This window comes from Vibrio gazogenes (assembly GCF_002196515.1).
In the GTDB taxonomy this organism is placed as follows: domain Bacteria; phylum Pseudomonadota; class Gammaproteobacteria; order Enterobacterales; family Vibrionaceae; genus Vibrio; species Vibrio gazogenes_A.
Window position 1 is genome coordinate 2,797,409 of sequence record NZ_CP018835.1, and the last position, 15,434, is coordinate 2,812,842.

12 protein-coding genes are annotated in these 15,434 nt (G+C 48.6%); 5 read left to right on the forward strand and 7 right to left on the reverse strand.

Features of this window, described 5'->3' with window-relative positions; genetic code table 11:
* Positions 1-16: 16 nt before the first annotated feature.
* The 3 genes from BSQ33_RS12790 (at position 17) to BSQ33_RS12800 (ending at position 2,648) form a co-directional block, all read left to right on the forward strand.
* Positions 17-886 carry a LysR substrate-binding domain-containing protein gene (locus BSQ33_RS12790; RefSeq protein ID WP_021020810.1) on the forward strand — a complete coding sequence of 290 codons (870 nt, stop codon included), beginning with the start codon at positions 17-19 and terminating at the stop codon, positions 884-886.
* A 128-nt stretch (positions 887-1,014) separates the two neighbouring features.
* Positions 1,015-1,422: a 2OG-Fe(II) oxygenase family protein gene (locus tag BSQ33_RS22230; RefSeq protein WP_088134232.1), complete on the forward strand. Its 408-nt coding sequence runs from the start codon at positions 1,015-1,017 to the stop codon at positions 1,420-1,422.
* 2 nt (positions 1,423-1,424) lie between these two features.
* The gene (locus BSQ33_RS12800) at positions 1,425-2,648 is read left to right on the forward strand and encodes an MFS transporter (RefSeq protein ID WP_198298105.1); all 1,224 of its coding nucleotides are present in this window, start codon (positions 1,425-1,427) and stop codon (positions 2,646-2,648) included.
* Positions 2,649-2,738: 90 nt separating this feature from the next.
* Here BSQ33_RS12800 and soxR read toward each other — a convergent pair whose 3' ends face one another.
* The 5 genes from soxR to BSQ33_RS12825 form a co-directional block, all read right to left on the reverse strand.
* Positions 2,739-3,203 (reverse strand): redox-sensitive transcriptional activator SoxR, encoded by a 465-nt coding sequence (soxR, locus tag BSQ33_RS12805; RefSeq protein ID WP_088134233.1) that lies wholly within the window; start codon positions 3,201-3,203, stop codon positions 2,739-2,741.
* Between the two features lie 130 nt (positions 3,204-3,333).
* Positions 3,334-3,876, reverse strand: coding sequence for a GNAT family N-acetyltransferase (locus tag BSQ33_RS12810; protein WP_021020812.1), 543 nt, complete (start codon positions 3,874-3,876; stop codon positions 3,334-3,336).
* A gap of 101 nt (positions 3,877-3,977) precedes the next feature.
* The gene (locus tag BSQ33_RS12815) at positions 3,978-5,396 is read right to left on the reverse strand and encodes an efflux transporter outer membrane subunit (RefSeq protein WP_232471926.1); all 1,419 of its coding nucleotides are present in this window, start codon (positions 5,394-5,396) and stop codon (positions 3,978-3,980) included.
* Between the two features lie 6 nt (positions 5,397-5,402).
* The gene (locus BSQ33_RS12820; RefSeq protein WP_088134234.1) at positions 5,403-8,534 is read right to left on the reverse strand and encodes an efflux RND transporter permease subunit; all 3,132 of its coding nucleotides are present in this window, start codon (positions 8,532-8,534) and stop codon (positions 5,403-5,405) included.
* A 62-nt stretch (positions 8,535-8,596) separates the two neighbouring features.
* A complete protein-coding gene (locus BSQ33_RS12825) occupies positions 8,597-9,754 on the reverse strand; it encodes an efflux RND transporter periplasmic adaptor subunit (protein WP_232471927.1) in 1,158 nt (385 codons plus the stop codon).
* 105 nt (positions 9,755-9,859) lie between these two features.
* On the opposite strand from BSQ33_RS12825, the gene BSQ33_RS12830 reads away from it, so the two are divergent.
* Positions 9,860-10,624 carry a response regulator gene (locus tag BSQ33_RS12830; protein WP_232471928.1) on the forward strand — a complete coding sequence of 255 codons (765 nt, stop codon included), beginning with the start codon at positions 9,860-9,862 and terminating at the stop codon, positions 10,622-10,624.
* Positions 10,621-11,703, forward strand: a complete 1,083-nt coding sequence (locus BSQ33_RS12835) for an ATP-binding protein (protein ID WP_088134236.1) — start codon at positions 10,621-10,623, stop codon at positions 11,701-11,703. Before BSQ33_RS12830 ends, BSQ33_RS12835 begins: the two co-directional genes overlap by 4 nt.
* A gap of 118 nt (positions 11,704-11,821) precedes the next feature.
* Here the strand turns inward: BSQ33_RS12835 and BSQ33_RS12840 are convergent, their stop codons facing one another.
* Positions 11,822-13,381, reverse strand: coding sequence for an alanine/glycine:cation symporter family protein (locus tag BSQ33_RS12840; RefSeq protein ID WP_088134237.1), 1,560 nt, complete (start codon positions 13,379-13,381; stop codon positions 11,822-11,824).
* A 470-nt stretch (positions 13,382-13,851) separates the two neighbouring features.
* Entirely contained in the window at positions 13,852-15,378 is a 1,527-nt protein-coding gene (gene dgt / locus BSQ33_RS12845; protein ID WP_088134238.1) for a dGTPase, read from the reverse strand.
* Positions 15,379-15,434 lie beyond the last annotated feature (56 nt).

A 15,434-nucleotide genomic window follows, 5' to 3' on the forward strand; every position in this document is an offset into this window, starting at 1 on the left:
TTTGGGATGATTGGTCATGCGCAGTCTTGATTTAGATGCTTTGCGATGTTTTGTTTTAGGGATTGAATTGGGCAGTTTTGCGCTGGCTGCCGAGCGTCTGAATCGCTCTCCTTCCGCCGCAAGTGCCCAGTTAAAAAAACTAGAGCAACAGTGTCATACGCCGTTAGCCGTGAAAGTTGGCCGGCACCTTGAACCGACAGAAGCAGGGGAAGTGGTGCTGGGATATGCCCGGCGAATGTTGCAACTGAATGATGAGTTAATGTACCGACTGGTGGGGGAGCGGCTGGAAGGTAGAGTCACGTTTGGCTTACAAGAAGATTTCAGTGATGTGCTCTTGCCACAAATGTTAGGTGCATTTGCACGCACTCATCCGCAAATCCAATTGCAGTCCATTGTCGGGCGACACCAAGAGCTGCTTGACGGTATCGTATCGGGTGAGTTGGATTTCTCGCTCGGATGGGTGGGCGAAAAAAGTGCGCCTTATAGTGAGCTTTTAGCCGAGTTACCCATGCATTGGTACGGACCGGCCAGTAAGCACCTCCGAGAGTCAGTGCTGACGACAAAGCCTTTACCGTTAGTGATGCTGGACGGTTCATGTCTGATCCGCAAACAAGCAACCGAAGCGTTAGATCATCAAGGGATTCCGTGGAAAATTAACTTTGTTGGCAGAAGCTTAAGTAATTTATGGCGTGCGGTGGAAGCCGGATTAGGGATTACCGTGCGATCCTCTTTTAGCCACCCGGAGAGCATCACCAAACTGAGCGGTTTTCCGCCATTGGGGACGCTAAAATTGTGTCTGGATCGCAATCAATACCAACTTGAAGCCGTTCAGGCTCAGTTGTATGAAGAACTGAAACAGCAGCTATTGCAGTATCTTGAAGCGTAGGGGAAGGTTTGGGATCTGCCCTCACATGCCCGTTGAGTGTTGGGGATGTAATCACCCCCTAAAATAGTGGGTACTCATTAGGTGGGCAAGGTTGTTATCATCTGACATTTAACCATTTCAGACATACTATGAGGGCCAGAGGATTAAATGTACATAAGGATTCTGGTTGGCTAACAATCCTCCGTTCAATTGAGCCGGGATTAGAGGTTTTACGCAATGGGAAATGGCAACCTATCAATCCTAAATTTGGAAAGTTCATTGTTAATTTTGGTTGTGCTATCGAAATCTTAATGCGGGAATCTAAGACTCCGGTCTCTGCAGTGGCACACCGTGTAAAAGAGCAATTCGAGCATAGACGACAAGCTGATAGGTTTTCCTATGCGCTGTTCATTGATAGCAGTTTAGATGAAACTGTTTGTCCTGGGCTCTATAAATATATACCAAATAAAGGATTAATTTTTGAGGTGGAATTCAGAACATTTCTAAACGAGATCCTCAAGAATACATATGATGCAAATACTCAAGGACTTTATTAAATATGTTTGATTCTTCGTCCTCTATGCAAGAGAGAGAAAATTTGAGACCCCAGATAAGTACTCGTGTTCTGATTATATTAGCGATATCAGTTTTTTTTGTCGGAGCAACAGAGTTTATGTTGTCTTCTATGTTGAGACCTCTTGCCAATGCGTTCAATACCACGCCTGTTAATGCCTCATGGTTGGTTGCCAGTTATGCGATTGCTTATGCTGTATCAGCCCCTATCTTAGGATATATATCGGATAGAGTTGACCGACGCTCGTTATTGTTATTTGCACTTCTCGCTTTTTCTATTGATGGTGCAGCTATTTCTTTCGCTCCAACTTTTGAGACTGCTGTGGGACTACGTGTTTTTGGTGGGATAGCTTCCGCAATTATTATTCCAACAACCTTTGCTCTGATTTCTGAATGGGTGCCACGAATTCATCAGGCTAAATCAATGGGCGTATTGATGTTAGGGATGACTGCAGGAATTGCTTTCGGACCAGCTCTAGCAGGAATACTGACCGAAGAAGTTAGTTGGCGTGCACCATTTACAATGACGTCATTGGGATGCGTTATGATCTGTATTGTCTGCTTTTATATTCTTCCTCATACGGGTAAACAGTCAATAATTTCTCAGAGTAGTATTGGGCGTTGGTATAGAAAATGGCCGGTTTGGCGACCATTAGTTGCAAAAGGGTGTTGGAATGGTTCGGGTGTTGCTGCTTTTTTATTATCAGGGGAAATACTACAACACCGATATGGATATGATGCGGCAGAGGTAGGGATGATTGTTACTGCTTTCGGTCTTGGTCTTGGTCTTGGCAACCTTAGTGCGGGCATATTAAAGAAAAAATGTCGGCTAGAGGAATTATCATTAGTGATAGTGACCTCTTTGCTTATGTTATCTATTTCAATATTTATGCTAGTCACATTATCAGTCTTTGGAACGATTATATGCTTAGTTGCTTGGGGAGCTGCGTTGGGGGCAGGAGCTCCGTCTAGTACGGTAGTTCTAGCTGAGCGTTCCGCTCATGCAAAAGGAACAGTATTATCGTTTGCAGAAACAATGAACAATATTGTGATTTTTGCTGCTATGCCTCTGGCCTCATTCTTGTTGGCTAAACAAGGCGCAGAAGAAGCTTATATGGTTATTGCATTTGGTTTAGGAATGGGATTGTTTCTGACTGTATTGGATGCCGTTTATGCAGTCAGGAAAGAAGCTGCATTCAAGATAACATAATAATTTTTCAACTTTCGGGGCAATGGTTTGCTTTGTATGTCTGTCGCCAGCTTTGTTTCATGAGCTACTCGATAGTTTAATTGCGATACCTTATTGACTCATCAGATGCGGGCCGGCGCCTTTCTCGCCTAATTCATCTTGAGGATTAAGCAGCCTGCATCTTTCAAGGGAAAGACAGCCACAGCCGATACAGTCTGTCATCATGTCTCTTAACTCGGTTAACTGGATAATTTTCTTATCCAGTTCTTGTCGCCATCTGATGCCCAATGCTTCCCAGTCCTCCAGCGTGACACGAGTGCGGTTCGGCAGGCCTTCAAGCTCCGCTAAAATATCGTCCAAAGAAAAACCGGTTCGCTGGGCAACCTGAATCAGAGAGACAATCCGAATGACATGTTTGGGATATTGGCGGTGGTTGGCAGCGTTTCGGTGACTTTTGATTAAGCCTTTTTTTTCGTAGAAATGTAATGCTGATACTGCAACTCCCGTTCTCTTACTCAGCACGCCGACAGAGATCCACTCAGGAATGACTGCTTTAGGAGTGATCGTTTTTTGCATTTGTCATAACACCTCAACTGAACTTGAGGTTTCATGATAGGCATCCATAGAGACTTGCTCAAGTGTTGATCTCAACCGCTGATCATTGAGTTGATGTAGCATCGGTATTGTTATAGGGCCGTTTTTAGGCCTATTTTTTCATCACTTTCTCAAAAATGAAGTATTCATATTCATATAAATCCGTCAGGTTGTAATCGCGCAGATCGGCAGGAAAATGCGTATCCGGATGATAGCGATTGTAAAATTCAGTAATGTGGAAGCCACACTTGTTGAGATAAAAGTGGACGTTTCTTTTTTCAAAGTAGGGCGTTCCGGTTTGCCAGACCTTGGTTGCCGGATAGGCCGCTTCTATCGCCTGCCATGCAGCAAGGCCGATCCCTTGGTTATGATTGCCTGAGTCAATAAAAAACCATTCAAGTTCATGATGTTGCGTCTCTTCGTTGATCTGCAAAACCGCACCACCAACGGGGTTACCATTGGATAAAATATGGTAGAGAACCATATTCTCCTCATCAAATGATGACTCAATGTCTTCATCAGAGGGAATGGGTTTTCCATGATACTGACCAAACTCTTTGATCACTGCATCGGTGAAGGCTGTCTTTAATTTTTGTTTAAATTCGAGCCGGTCTTCTTGTTGAACCGACATTAATGTGACCTGTTTTTCTTGCATTATCATTACCTTTTACTGAGATGAATGTACTGAGTGAGTGGCATCGCTCACCTTGACCCGATGAGCAATCAAAGGGCCGATTCGCTGATTCAAGTCACCAGTCACTCCCGTGTCTCTGATGACTCAACTAATCCGCCGCCTAACGCTTTGTATAAAAAAACAGCATTGCTTAATTCTTGTTGTTTGAGTTCAAGCCATGTCTGTTTGGCTGCGTAGAGTTGCCGTTGGGCATCGAGTAACGTCAAATGCCGTTCAACACCAGCCTGATAACGCAGTTTAGACAGTTGTGTTCTGCGTTGTTCTGCTGCAATTACATCCATTTGTGCCGCGATTTGTTGTTGGTAGGTTTCACTGCCTGATAAACCATCCGCAACTTCTTTAAAAGCGGTCTGAATGGTTTTTTCATATTGCGCGATGGCACTGGATTGGCGGACTTTTGCCAATTTTAACGCGGCATCCAGTTTTCCGCCTTGGAATATAGGCAGCTCTATTTGCGGGGACAATGACCACATGGTCGCCCCCGACCGAACCAAATGGCGAATACTCGAACTGGCATAGCCCATGGCACTGGTCAGAGAGAGGCGGGGGAAATAGGCCGCTCGCGCTGCACCGATGTCTTCGTTGGCTGCGATGAGGTTTTGCTCCGCTTGCAAAATATCCGGCCGATACAACAATAAATCAGCAGGAAGCCCGGCGGGGAGCCGGGTCATGATCTCTTGATCGGTCAGTGACCGGGGGGCGGGTAGATCATCCGGTAAACGCGAGCCAACCAGCAGCCGGAGTGCGTTTCTGGCTTGTGCCAATGCCCGTATCTTGGCGGCTCGATTGGCTTGTGCACCGGCGACCTGACTTTCCGCCTGAGCAACATCAAGGGCACTCGCCTGATTTCCCATCCTGAGTGTTTGCGTTAAGTCGAGCGATGCCTGCCAGTCCGTTAACGTTTTCTCAGTCAAGCTGAGTTGTGCTGCGGTCAGACGTTCAGAAAAATAAGCGTCAGCAATTGCGCTGATCAGCGCAATTTGTGCCGCCTTTTGACCATAATCACTGGCTAAGTAACGTGCAAATGCAGCATCTGACATGGAACGCGTGCGGCCGAACAAGTCAATTTCAAACGCACTGAAACCGAGATTCAGATTGCTTTGTTGTTGGATTTCCGATGATTGGGTGCCTTGGTCATCGCTCGTCAGATTTCGTTGTCGGCTGGCACTCATCGTCACATTCAGATGAGGAACTTGAGCCGAACGCTGAATATGATATTGGGCTTTCACCGCTTTCACATGGAGGATCGCAATCCGTAAATCCCGGTTATTGGCCAAGCCCAGTTCGATGAGCTGTTGTAAGCGTTCATCTCTGAACATGGTTCGCCAGCCAAGCTCAGCCGTTGGCAGTGACTTCGTCCCCGTGTCACTGGCTATCGGCGGAAAAGTTGCCGGTACGGGGAGTGCCGGTTTGGTCATCTCGGGCGTCAGGGAACAGGCCGAAAGCAAGCCTGTCAGACAAAAAATAAATAAACGCATCATCTTTACTTAACCTTTGGGCTGAGCTGAGGATTTTGAACTTGTTTTTCGCCAGTTGGTGAGTCGTTCTTGCAGGCGGGTCACCCAGACAAAGAATGTCGGCACAAAATAGATAGCAAGGACAGTCGCACTCACCATGCCGCCAAAGACCCCTGTTCCTATCGCATGTTGTGTCTCTTGGCTCGCGCCACTCGCCAGCATCAGCGGCACCACCCCCAGACCAAATGCCAGCGAGGTCATTAAGATCGGCCGTAAGCGCAATTGGGCGGCCTGCGTTGCCGACTCAATTAACCCGTGGCCTTGCTCGCGGAGTTGTTTGGCAAACTCAACAATCAGAATGGCATTCTTGGCCGACAAGCCAATCACCGTAATCAGGCCTACTTTAAAAAACACATCATTGGGCAGATCACGCAACATCACGGCCATCACAGCGCCCAGCAGACCTAATGGAACAACCAACATTACCGACAGCGGAATTGACCAGCTCTCGTAGAGGGCGGCCAGCACCAAGAAAATGACGAGCATGGACAGTGCCATCAGCTTCGGGGCTTGTGCGGCAGACTGACGCTCTTGCAACGATTGACCTGTCCAGGCAATGGTAAACCCCGAAGGCAGTTGTTGGACAAGGCGCTCGACTTCTGCCATTGCTTCGCCACTGGCGTATCCTGATGCGGTATCACCCGAAATGAGTAAGGCGGGATACCCCTGAAAACGAATGAATTGCGGTGAGGTTTCACGCCAGCTCGGGGTGATAAACTCTGATAAAGCAACCATGCCGCCTTTGTTATTGCGCACATAAAGGTGCAGAACATCATCGATTTGCATCCGGGCTGAAGCATTCGCCTGCATGATCACTTGCTGCATGCGTCCCTCATTGGGGAAGTCGTTGATGTATAACGATCCTAAAGCCGTCGAGAGCGTGTCACTGATCGTCGGATATGAGACCCCCAGTGCGGCTGCTTTCTGGCGATCAATCTCTAAATGGATACTGGTGCCAGAGGGGAGACCGTCAGCGTAGATCTTGCCCAACTGCGGACTTTTTTCAGCCAGAGCAATCAGTTGTGCTTCAGCTTGTTTGAGCGCTTGCTCGCCGTGATGACCTCGATCTTGTAAGAAGAAACTGATACCTGAATTGGTGCCGAGTTCTTCAATCGCGGGTGGCAGCGTATGGGTGACGGTGCCTTCCGGTACGTCAGCCATGGCTTTTTGAGCCAGAGCTAACTCTTGGCGGGTCGAGGTGTCATCGCGGGTTTCCCAATCTTGCAAGGTGGTAAAGATCTGTGCTGTATTGGTGCCTGAACCGGAAAAACCAAACCCGATGACTGCCATTGTGGATTTTACCGCCGGTCGGGAGAGGATATAGTCTTCAAACCGTTTGACGATCGCCAAGGTCCGTTCAGCCGTGGCATCCGCAGGTAACTGAATGTTGGTCATGAAATATCCCTGATCTTCTTCGGGCAGAAACGAGGTGGGCAACTGACGAAATGTGACCACCAGTAGAGCGGTGAGCAGCACAAAGATGATCATCATCCGGCCCTGACGCTGAATGCAGCCTCGCACATGAATCGCATAGCGGTTGTTGAGGCGCGCAAAGTTGCGGTTGAAGCCCTGAAAAAATTTGCGTTTTTCGTGTGCGGCGCTGACTGGCTTGAGTAGTGTGGCGCATAAGGCAGGGGTGAGTGTCAGCGCCAGAAATGCAGAAAACAGGATCGAGACAGCCATGGAGAGGGTGAATTGTTGATAAATGACTCCCACCGAATCACCGGCCAGCCCCATCGGAATAAAAACAGCGGTGAGCACTAACGTGATACCGATAATCGCCCCCGTGATCTCTTTCATGGCAACCGATGTTGCAGCTTGTGGTGATAAGCCTTTTTCTGACATCAGGCGCTCGACATTTTCGACCACGACAATGGCATCATCAACAATGATACCGATGGCTAACACCATGCCGAACATAGTCAGGACGTTGATTGAAAAGCCCGTGATCAGCATGATGGTGAAGGTGCCCAACAGCGCAATCGGTGCGACGATCGCCGGGATGAACGTATAACGGATATTTTGCAGAAACAGGAACATCACGCAAAAGACCAAAAGCATCGCTTCAATTAACGTCTGGATCACTTTATTGATCGACACTTTGACAAATGGTGCGGTATTAAATGGGATTGAGTCACTCATACCGGTCGGCAGACTATGTCTGAGTTCCGCCAGTCGTTTTTGAACGGCTTCGGCTGTGCTGAGGGCATTCGCCCCCGGTCTCAGGAGTATTGCAGCAGCAGTCGCGTTTTTACCATTTTCCCGGTTTAAGAAACCATAGGATTGCGAGCCGATCTCCACGCGAGCCACATCACCTAAAATCACGCTGGCACCGTTGGTATTGGTGCGCAGAATGATATTGGCAAATTGCGCCGGTGTGGTGAGCTGACTCTGAACCGTTAATGGCACCGTCACGCGTTGCCCCGATACCGTGGGCGCAGCCCCGACGCTACCGGGAGCGATTTGGGTATTTTGTTGGATAACCGCCTGACTGATATCGGTCATGGTCAACCCCCGTGCATTCAATTGGTCCGGGTCAACCCAGATACGCATCGCTTTCTCTGCACCGAAGGATTGCACCCGTCCGACGCCATCGATGCGACGTAACTCTTCTACCAGATTGCGCGACAGATAGTCGTTGAGGGCGATTTCATCGAAACGATTGTCATCTGATTTCAGGCCGACAATCATCAGGAAATTTGAGGTCGCCGATTCAACGCTTAAGCCATTCTGACGGACGGCTTGCGGCAGTCGCGACTCAATCATTTTGAGCTGATTTTGAATATCAACCTGAGCAATATTCGGATCGGTGCCGGGTTTGAACGTCGCTGTAATAGAGGCAGAGCCGGAGGTATCCGCAGATGACTCGAAATACATCAGGTTTTTGACGTTGGATAGTTCACTTTCGATCAGACTCAGAACGCCATCGTTCATCGCTTTGGGCGTAGCCCCCGGATACGTCGCGGTAATGCTGACGGTGGGTGGGGCAACGGACGGATAGCGGGAGATAGGCAGTTGAGGAATTGCCAGACAGCCGAATAAGATAATGAATAGTGCAATCACCCACGCAAACACTGGGCGTTGTATGAAAAACTGAGACATAAAAGGACACTCTCACCTAAAGCATGGATTGTGGATGTGTTGATGACTGTGACGATTGAAAGTTAAAGGGGCGGCGAGGCTTGCCATGGCCGCTGATGAACGGTGATACCGTCCTGTAGTCTTTCTTTGCCCTCAACCACAATATGGTCGCCCGCATTCAGCCCCGCTTTGACATGGTATTGCCCTTGCACCAACGCCCCGAGAGCGACGGGTTTCAACGCGGCACGATCATGGGAATCAATGGTCCAAATATGAGGGACGCCGCCGATGTGGACGATTGCCTGCTGCGGGGCTGTCAACGCGTTGGGATAACGCGAACGCAAAACGCGTGCTTTGACAAACATTCCCGGTAGTAATAAGCGTTGCTCGTTATCCACCAACACGCGCAATAAAACATCTCCGGTACTGGGATCAATATTGATCCCGGAAAATAGCAACTGACCTTGCAGCGGATAAGGCTGCCCGTTCGAATGTAAGATGTTGATATTGGTTTGTGTCGCTGCGGCAGATTCAGCAGAACCGGTTGGGAGCGTCTGATTGATTGACTCAAGTGATGATGCCGGGCGGCGAACATCAACAAAAACCTGATCAATCTGTTCAATGCGTGTCATAGGCGTGGTATCGGAGCGGCTGACAAGTGCTCCCTCGCTGACCAGTGTTTGATCGATACGCCCGGCGATTGGCGCGGTAACGCGGGTATAGTTTAAATCCAGTAAACGACGGGCAAGCGTGGCCTGAGCCTGAGCCACATCGGCGTTGGCCTGATCGCGTTGTAAAACGGCATCATCATATTCCTGACGGCTGATCGCATCAGCGTCGAGCAAAGGCTTTAAATAGGATGCTTTGTCCATCGCGCGTTTTAAAGTCGCCTGCGCTTTCTGTAGTGTCGCTCGGGCGGTATCGACATCGGCCTGAAATGGCGCCGGATCAAGCTGAAATAAAGGATCCCCGGCCTTGACCTCGCGTCCTTGCTTGAAGAGACGATGTTGGACGATACCACTGATCTGGGGGCGGATCGCTGCGACACGGACTGCCGCGACTCTTGCCGGTAGGGTTTCAAAGATATCCAGTTGTGCAGGCTTCATCGTCATGGTTGACACGAAAGGTTCGGCTGCTTGAGATGCTGTTTCCTGATCGCTTTCAGACGGATGACAAGCCACTAAAAAGAGCAGTGCCAATATGTGTAAGTGGCAACGGACACATATATTTATCTTTTTCACTGAGGTATCCTCTTGGCAATCATTGATGCGTTAGCGCTGTAGAGAGATGCAGTCTACCGCCCCTATGTGGAGGTTCCGCCGAGTAAATGTGGAGATTTGATGGAGATGAATGATTTACGCGTTGGTGCGCAAAAATTGAGCGCTGATTCAGAGCAAGGCGCAGGCACAAACGGTCAAGTGCTGGTACTGATTGCCGAAGATGAGCCAGAAATTGCCGATATACTGAGTGCTTATTTAGCACGGAGCGGGATGCGTACGGTACATGCCACTGACGGGGTAGAAACGCTTGCGCTGCATTCATCGATGAAACCCGATCTCATCTTGCTCGATATTCAGATGCCGAGGATGGACGGATGGAAAGTTTTGGCTGAACTGCGTCAGCACAGTCAGACCCCTGTTATCATGTTGACCGCAATGGATCAGGATGTCGATAAGCTGGTGGCACTGAGAATAGGGGCCGATGATTATGTGATTAAACCGTTCAATCCGGCAGAAGTGGTGGCGCGGGTCGAAGCCGTATTACGCCGAACGATGGACAGTCGCCAGCATCATACGCAGCGTATCCTGCGTGTTGATCCCTTCGAGGTTGACTTAGACAGTCATGAAATCTCAATCCATCAAGACGGACAGCGCGCTTTACTCTCTTTAACGCTGACTGAATTTAAGTTACTGACCCACTTTATTCGCTCACCGAAGCGGGTATTCAGCCGTGGAGAGTTATTAGATACGTGCCTACCGGAGGGCGATACACTCGAACGCACGGTTGATAGCCACATCAGCAAGATCCGCAAAAAACTCGAAATGGTCGGCATTCATGGCATTCCCGCCGGGGTTCGTGGTGTCGGGTATCGCTTCAGGGGCGAATCATGAAATTAGCGGGGCTGAGCCGGCAGGTTGCATTATCGATGATGAAAATTGCGATGGGATCAGCATTACTGGTGATTTTCGGTTCCTTTTTATTTTATTACCTGTGGGAAAAGTATTGGCCGGATGAGATTCCCAACGATAATAATATGGCCCCCTCTGTGCCGGAGTGGATTTGGATTATCTGTACCTTTGTTTTTGTGATTTGGTTTGCTGTTCATGTGGCAATCAAGCTATCCCGACGGATTTTAGAACCTTTAAATTCGGTTGCTGAAGGCATACGAACCATTGCCAAAGGTGATTTGGATGTGCGGGTATCCGTCGGGGATCGTTCGTTAGGTGAAGCCGCGCTACTGGCTGAGGATTTCAATCGTTTAGCCGAAAAATTACAACACATGTCTGAAGCGCAAAATTTTTGGAATGCCGCCATTGCCCATGAATTAAGAACCCCGGTCACCATATTACGCGGGCGGTTACAGGGATTAGCCGAAGGGATTTTTACCCCGGACAAGGCACAGTTCCACAAATTATTGGCCCAAGTTGAAGGGTTATCTCACTTAATTGAAGACTTACGCGTTGTGAGCTTAATGAATAGTGGCGAACTGAATATCAATCTCGAAGCGGTGCACCTCTTTACGGAAATCAAGTCGGTGACCGATATGGCGGAGAATATGCTTCAGGCGGCAGGGCAGTCGGTCCAGCTGGCGTTACACGCTGAGTTGGTGTGGTGTGATTCGGTGCGGATTCGACAAGCGCTGCTGGCAATACTCGATAATACCAGCAAATATGCCGTTCCGGGGACGGTTACCATTCGCTCACGGGAACAAGACGGGATGTACTTTTTGAGCATTGCCGATCAAGGCCCCGGTATCGCACCGGAATTATTGCCCAATGTGTTTACAGCATTCCACCGGGCAAAAGATGCATCCCAGCGAGGGAGCGGGCTCGGCTTGGCCGTCGTTGCCGCGATTGTTCATGCGCATCAGGGTGAAGTGACTTGTGTTCTCAATGATGCTGGCGGAACCACCATTGAGTTATGTTGGCCGTCATCCATATCACCCCCATCAGGCGCCTGTCCCCGTTAAAATAAATCACAGCCCCGTTCATAGACCTTCTGTATTGAGATTGACTGCACAACGATGAACCGAATCAAAAAAGGGAGCCATGCATGGCTCCCTCTGCTGGTTTCATCTTGATGATCAATCACGATGACTCAGTCTGCTTGTCTGACCGTGGCATAATGTCATGGTCAGAGGTGGCAGTCGGTTTTTGCCCTGTTTTACGTTCATAGCGACGTTCCCAGTAATCCGCGCCTTTGATCCCGAGTTTCACCGGATTGAACGTATATTGTTTGACGCCTCGCTTCTGTTGTTCTTCATAATCGCTCAAGGCGGACATGGCTGGTTTATTGAGGAAGAAGATAATCAGAATCCCGATAATATTGAGCCATGCCATCAGCCCGACCCCGATATCACCCATGGCCCATGCGAGATTAGCCGTTTTGATTGAACCGTAGAACGTTGCACTGAGTAGGATGACTTTGAGCAAGAAGGTCAGCGCACCGGAGCCAAACCGACGGCAAATATAGGCGACGTTGGTTTCTGCAATATAGTAGTAGGCCAAAATCGTCGTGAATGCGAAGAAGAACAGCGCAATGGCGACAAAGGTTTTGCCGACGCCCGGCATCGCTTTTTCAATCGCAATCTGCGTAAATGCCGGGCTGTTTGCCGCCACATCGGCTGCCAAATGTTGTACGAGGAATGTCCCTTCGGCCGCGCCATGAACGTTGTAGGCTCCCGTGATCAGAATCATGAAAGCAGTCGCAGAACAGACTAACAGCGTATCAATGTAGATTGAGAAGGACTGAACCAGACCTTGCTGAGCCGGATGTTGTACATGCGCAGCGGCTGCTGCGTGAGGCCCGGTCCCCTGGCCGGCTTCATTGGAGTATACCCCGCGTTTGACACCCCAGCCGATGGCCGCTCCCACGCCTGCCATTGGTGTAAATGCATCACCGACAATCAGGCTGAAAACCTGTGGCACTTGGCTGATATTGAGCAGGATAATGACGAAAGCGGTAATAATATATGCAAGTGCCATAAAAGGGACGACAATCTGGGTGAAACTTGCAATTCGTTTAACGCCTCCGAAAATGATGAAAGCCATCAGAATGGAAATGATCGTCCCGGTCAGGATTTTCGCCATACTGAATGTGCCGATTGCAGTCTCGACCATCTCACCGCTGCCGAAAGCAGATTCGATTGCGTTGCCGATACTGTTTGACTGAACCCCCGGTAACAGCACACCACAGGCGATGATGGTCGCAATTGCAAAAATCATGGCATACCATTTTTGTCCCATCGCTTTTTCAATGTAGTAAGCCGGACCACCACGGAACTCACCATTGTCTTCTTCTTTATAAATTTGAGCCAGTGTTGATTCTGCATAAGCGGTCGCAGCACCAAGGAAAGCGACGACCCACATCCAGAACACGGCTCCCGGGCCACCAAAACCAATTGCGGCTGCAACACCGGCAATGTTCCCTGTGCCGACTCGTCCGGAAAGAGACACGGCCAAAGCTTGGAACGAAGAAATCCCCTTCGTTGACGTTTTGGCCGAGAAAAGTAAGCGACACATTTCTGCAAAGTGCCGGACCTGAACAAAGCGTGTCAGGATTGAATAGAAAAGTCCGGCGCCGAGACACAGATAAATCAGTGCCGGGCTCCAGATGATCCCATTCAAAAAATCAACAAGTGACTGCATAGTTATTTTCCTGTATTTGAGTGTTGTTGTGTGTCATTGAGGCGGTGTTGTGTTTGCAATATTTTAATCTCAATGTAAATTAAATGTTAATATATGTAACTTTTCAATGCTATCTATTTTTAAATTGATGTTAAATTGTGATTTGCGCCAAATATAAAGAGTTATATTCTGGTTTTAAATAATTTATTGGATGAATGATGTCAGTTTGAGGCTTATTTATAGAATAATAAGCAGATAATGATTTTAGGGATTTTTAAGCAAGATGTGATTTGTGAAACGCATGGGATTGATATTTTATTCTGCACCTAGCCGGTATAAAGGTCATAACTTGGCAAAATTGGTTAAAATATAGACACACTGTGGGGACGAACGGTTTTCGGACGGGTCATGGTTGCAGCGTAACGGGTCGGTTAAAAATGCTACAAAGCAGGTCGATCATCCGATGGACCTGCTTTGTGATAAATCGTGGTTTACAAGCTATCAATCACACTCAATGAGCGGAATTCATCAAAGGCAAACTGGTCGGTCATACCACTGATGTAGTCCTGAATCAGCCGCACCCGAAAGTAATATTCCCAACTGTCTTCATCCAGCGAATACCCACCGGGAAAACGCCCGTCTTGAACGGCTTTCATCGCATTTTCGTAGGCTCGCAGATGTTTGTTCGGTAGCTTTTTATATAACCGGGCAGGGAGAAGCGGTTTGGTCTCACCGCCGACAATCGCTTCAAACTGAGCTCTGCTCAGTTCCAGTAGTGGCTTATAGAAGTCGAGCAGGCCCGTGATGATCTGATAACCTTGCAGCTCGCGGGCTTCAACTTCTTTATCACAGAACGCATGTTTTTTGGCGACGTTTTTCAGGGTTTCGACCAGCACATGTTCGGTACTGTCATCTTCAATCAGTGCCCGGTCCAGATGGCCGTGATAAATAGCCTCGATATTGTGGATAAACTGTCTGGCTGCATGCTTCGGCAGACGCTTGCTGATTTCGACTCTTAAGGTAATAAAAAAGTGACTCACCGCGCAGTTATTGGCACGGTCGGCACTACTGAGTGCCGTCTCAACAATGCTATCCATTGTGTCATGAGCTGTATTTGGGTAGTCCGTTTGCCGCAGACGTCGATACTCGGCTTTCAGGGCATCACTGGTCTGTTTAATATCAATGATGCCTTTTTCAACCGCATCCTCAATATCTGCAACCCCGTATGAAATATCATCAGCCGCTTCCATAATATAAGAGAAGGGAGAACGGCTGCCTTGTTCCATCGAGAGAGAGCGGTACAGTTTATCGATAAAGAGCGCTTCACTGAGATAGTAACCGACCTTCTTTTTCAGATATTGCAGCTCACCGGCAGCGAACTGGTGACCTTTGGCTTGCAATGCCTTCGGGCTCAGTTCATCGCCACGCCGGGTATATTTGAGGATCGCAGAAATCTGTGTGTAGGTCAGGTTGAGACTGAGAATCGAATGTACCAACCGGACCGCCTGCGCATTGCCTTCAAATTCGGTGAGATCTTTCTGCAATGGCTCAGGAAGCGGTATGGTTGCTGCTTTTAACGGAATATAGTGATGAAACCAGTCATTGATTGCTTGCTCACCGAAGTGACCAAAAGGCGGGTTACCGACATCATGCATCAGGCACGCCATTTCCACGATCGATTCAAAGTGACGTTCCAGTGATTCAAGCCCGTAGCGTTCTGCATCAGGCCCCAGCATCTTATAAATTTGCTGTACGATATGACGCCCGACTTGCTGCACTTCCATCGAATGTGTCAGACGACTACGGACGGAGGAGTTTCGTTCCAGCGGAAAAACCTGCGTTTTTTGTTGCAGGCGGCGAATCGCCGCAGAGTTGATGATCCGGCCACGATCACTTTCAAAGTGAGATAACTGGGGGATTTTCCCATTGTGGCTGTATGGAATGATACTTTCTTCTTTGCCATTATTTTGATCATAAGGGCGGTTGAATCTGAATCTGGCTCTGAAATCGATCGACATAACTGACTCGTTCCATCTGTGTCACACGGGTGTTTGCTATTTAAAACAATTTTTTA

Excerpts from the sequence above, each read along its gene's own strand:
- BSQ33_RS12790 (WP_021020810.1), top strand. The coding sequence starts at position 17 with ATGCGCAGTCTTGATTTAGATGCTTTGCGATGTTTTGTTTTAGGGATT.
- BSQ33_RS22230 (WP_088134232.1), top strand. The coding sequence starts at position 1,015 with ATGAGGGCCAGAGGATTAAATGTACATAAGGATTCTGGTTGGCTAACA.
- BSQ33_RS12800 (WP_198298105.1), top strand. The coding sequence starts at position 1,425 with ATGTTTGATTCTTCGTCCTCTATGCAAGAGAGAGAAAATTTGAGACCC.
- soxR (WP_088134233.1), bottom strand. The coding sequence starts at position 3,203 with ATGCAAAAAACGATCACTCCTAAAGCAGTCATTCCTGAGTGGATCTCT.
- BSQ33_RS12810 (WP_021020812.1), bottom strand. The coding sequence starts at position 3,876 with ATGCAAGAAAAACAGGTCACATTAATGTCGGTTCAACAAGAAGACCGG.
- BSQ33_RS12815 (WP_232471926.1), bottom strand. The coding sequence starts at position 5,396 with ATGATGCGTTTATTTATTTTTTGTCTGACAGGCTTGCTTTCGGCCTGT.
- BSQ33_RS12820 (WP_088134234.1), bottom strand. The coding sequence starts at position 8,534 with ATGTCTCAGTTTTTCATACAACGCCCAGTGTTTGCGTGGGTGATTGCA.
- BSQ33_RS12830 (WP_232471928.1), top strand. The coding sequence starts at position 9,860 with ATGAATGATTTACGCGTTGGTGCGCAAAAATTGAGCGCTGATTCAGAG.
- BSQ33_RS12835 (WP_088134236.1), top strand. The coding sequence starts at position 10,621 with ATGAAATTAGCGGGGCTGAGCCGGCAGGTTGCATTATCGATGATGAAA.
- BSQ33_RS12840 (WP_088134237.1), bottom strand. The coding sequence starts at position 13,381 with ATGCAGTCACTTGTTGATTTTTTGAATGGGATCATCTGGAGCCCGGCA.
- dgt (WP_088134238.1), bottom strand. The coding sequence starts at position 15,378 with ATGTCGATCGATTTCAGAGCCAGATTCAGATTCAACCGCCCTTATGAT.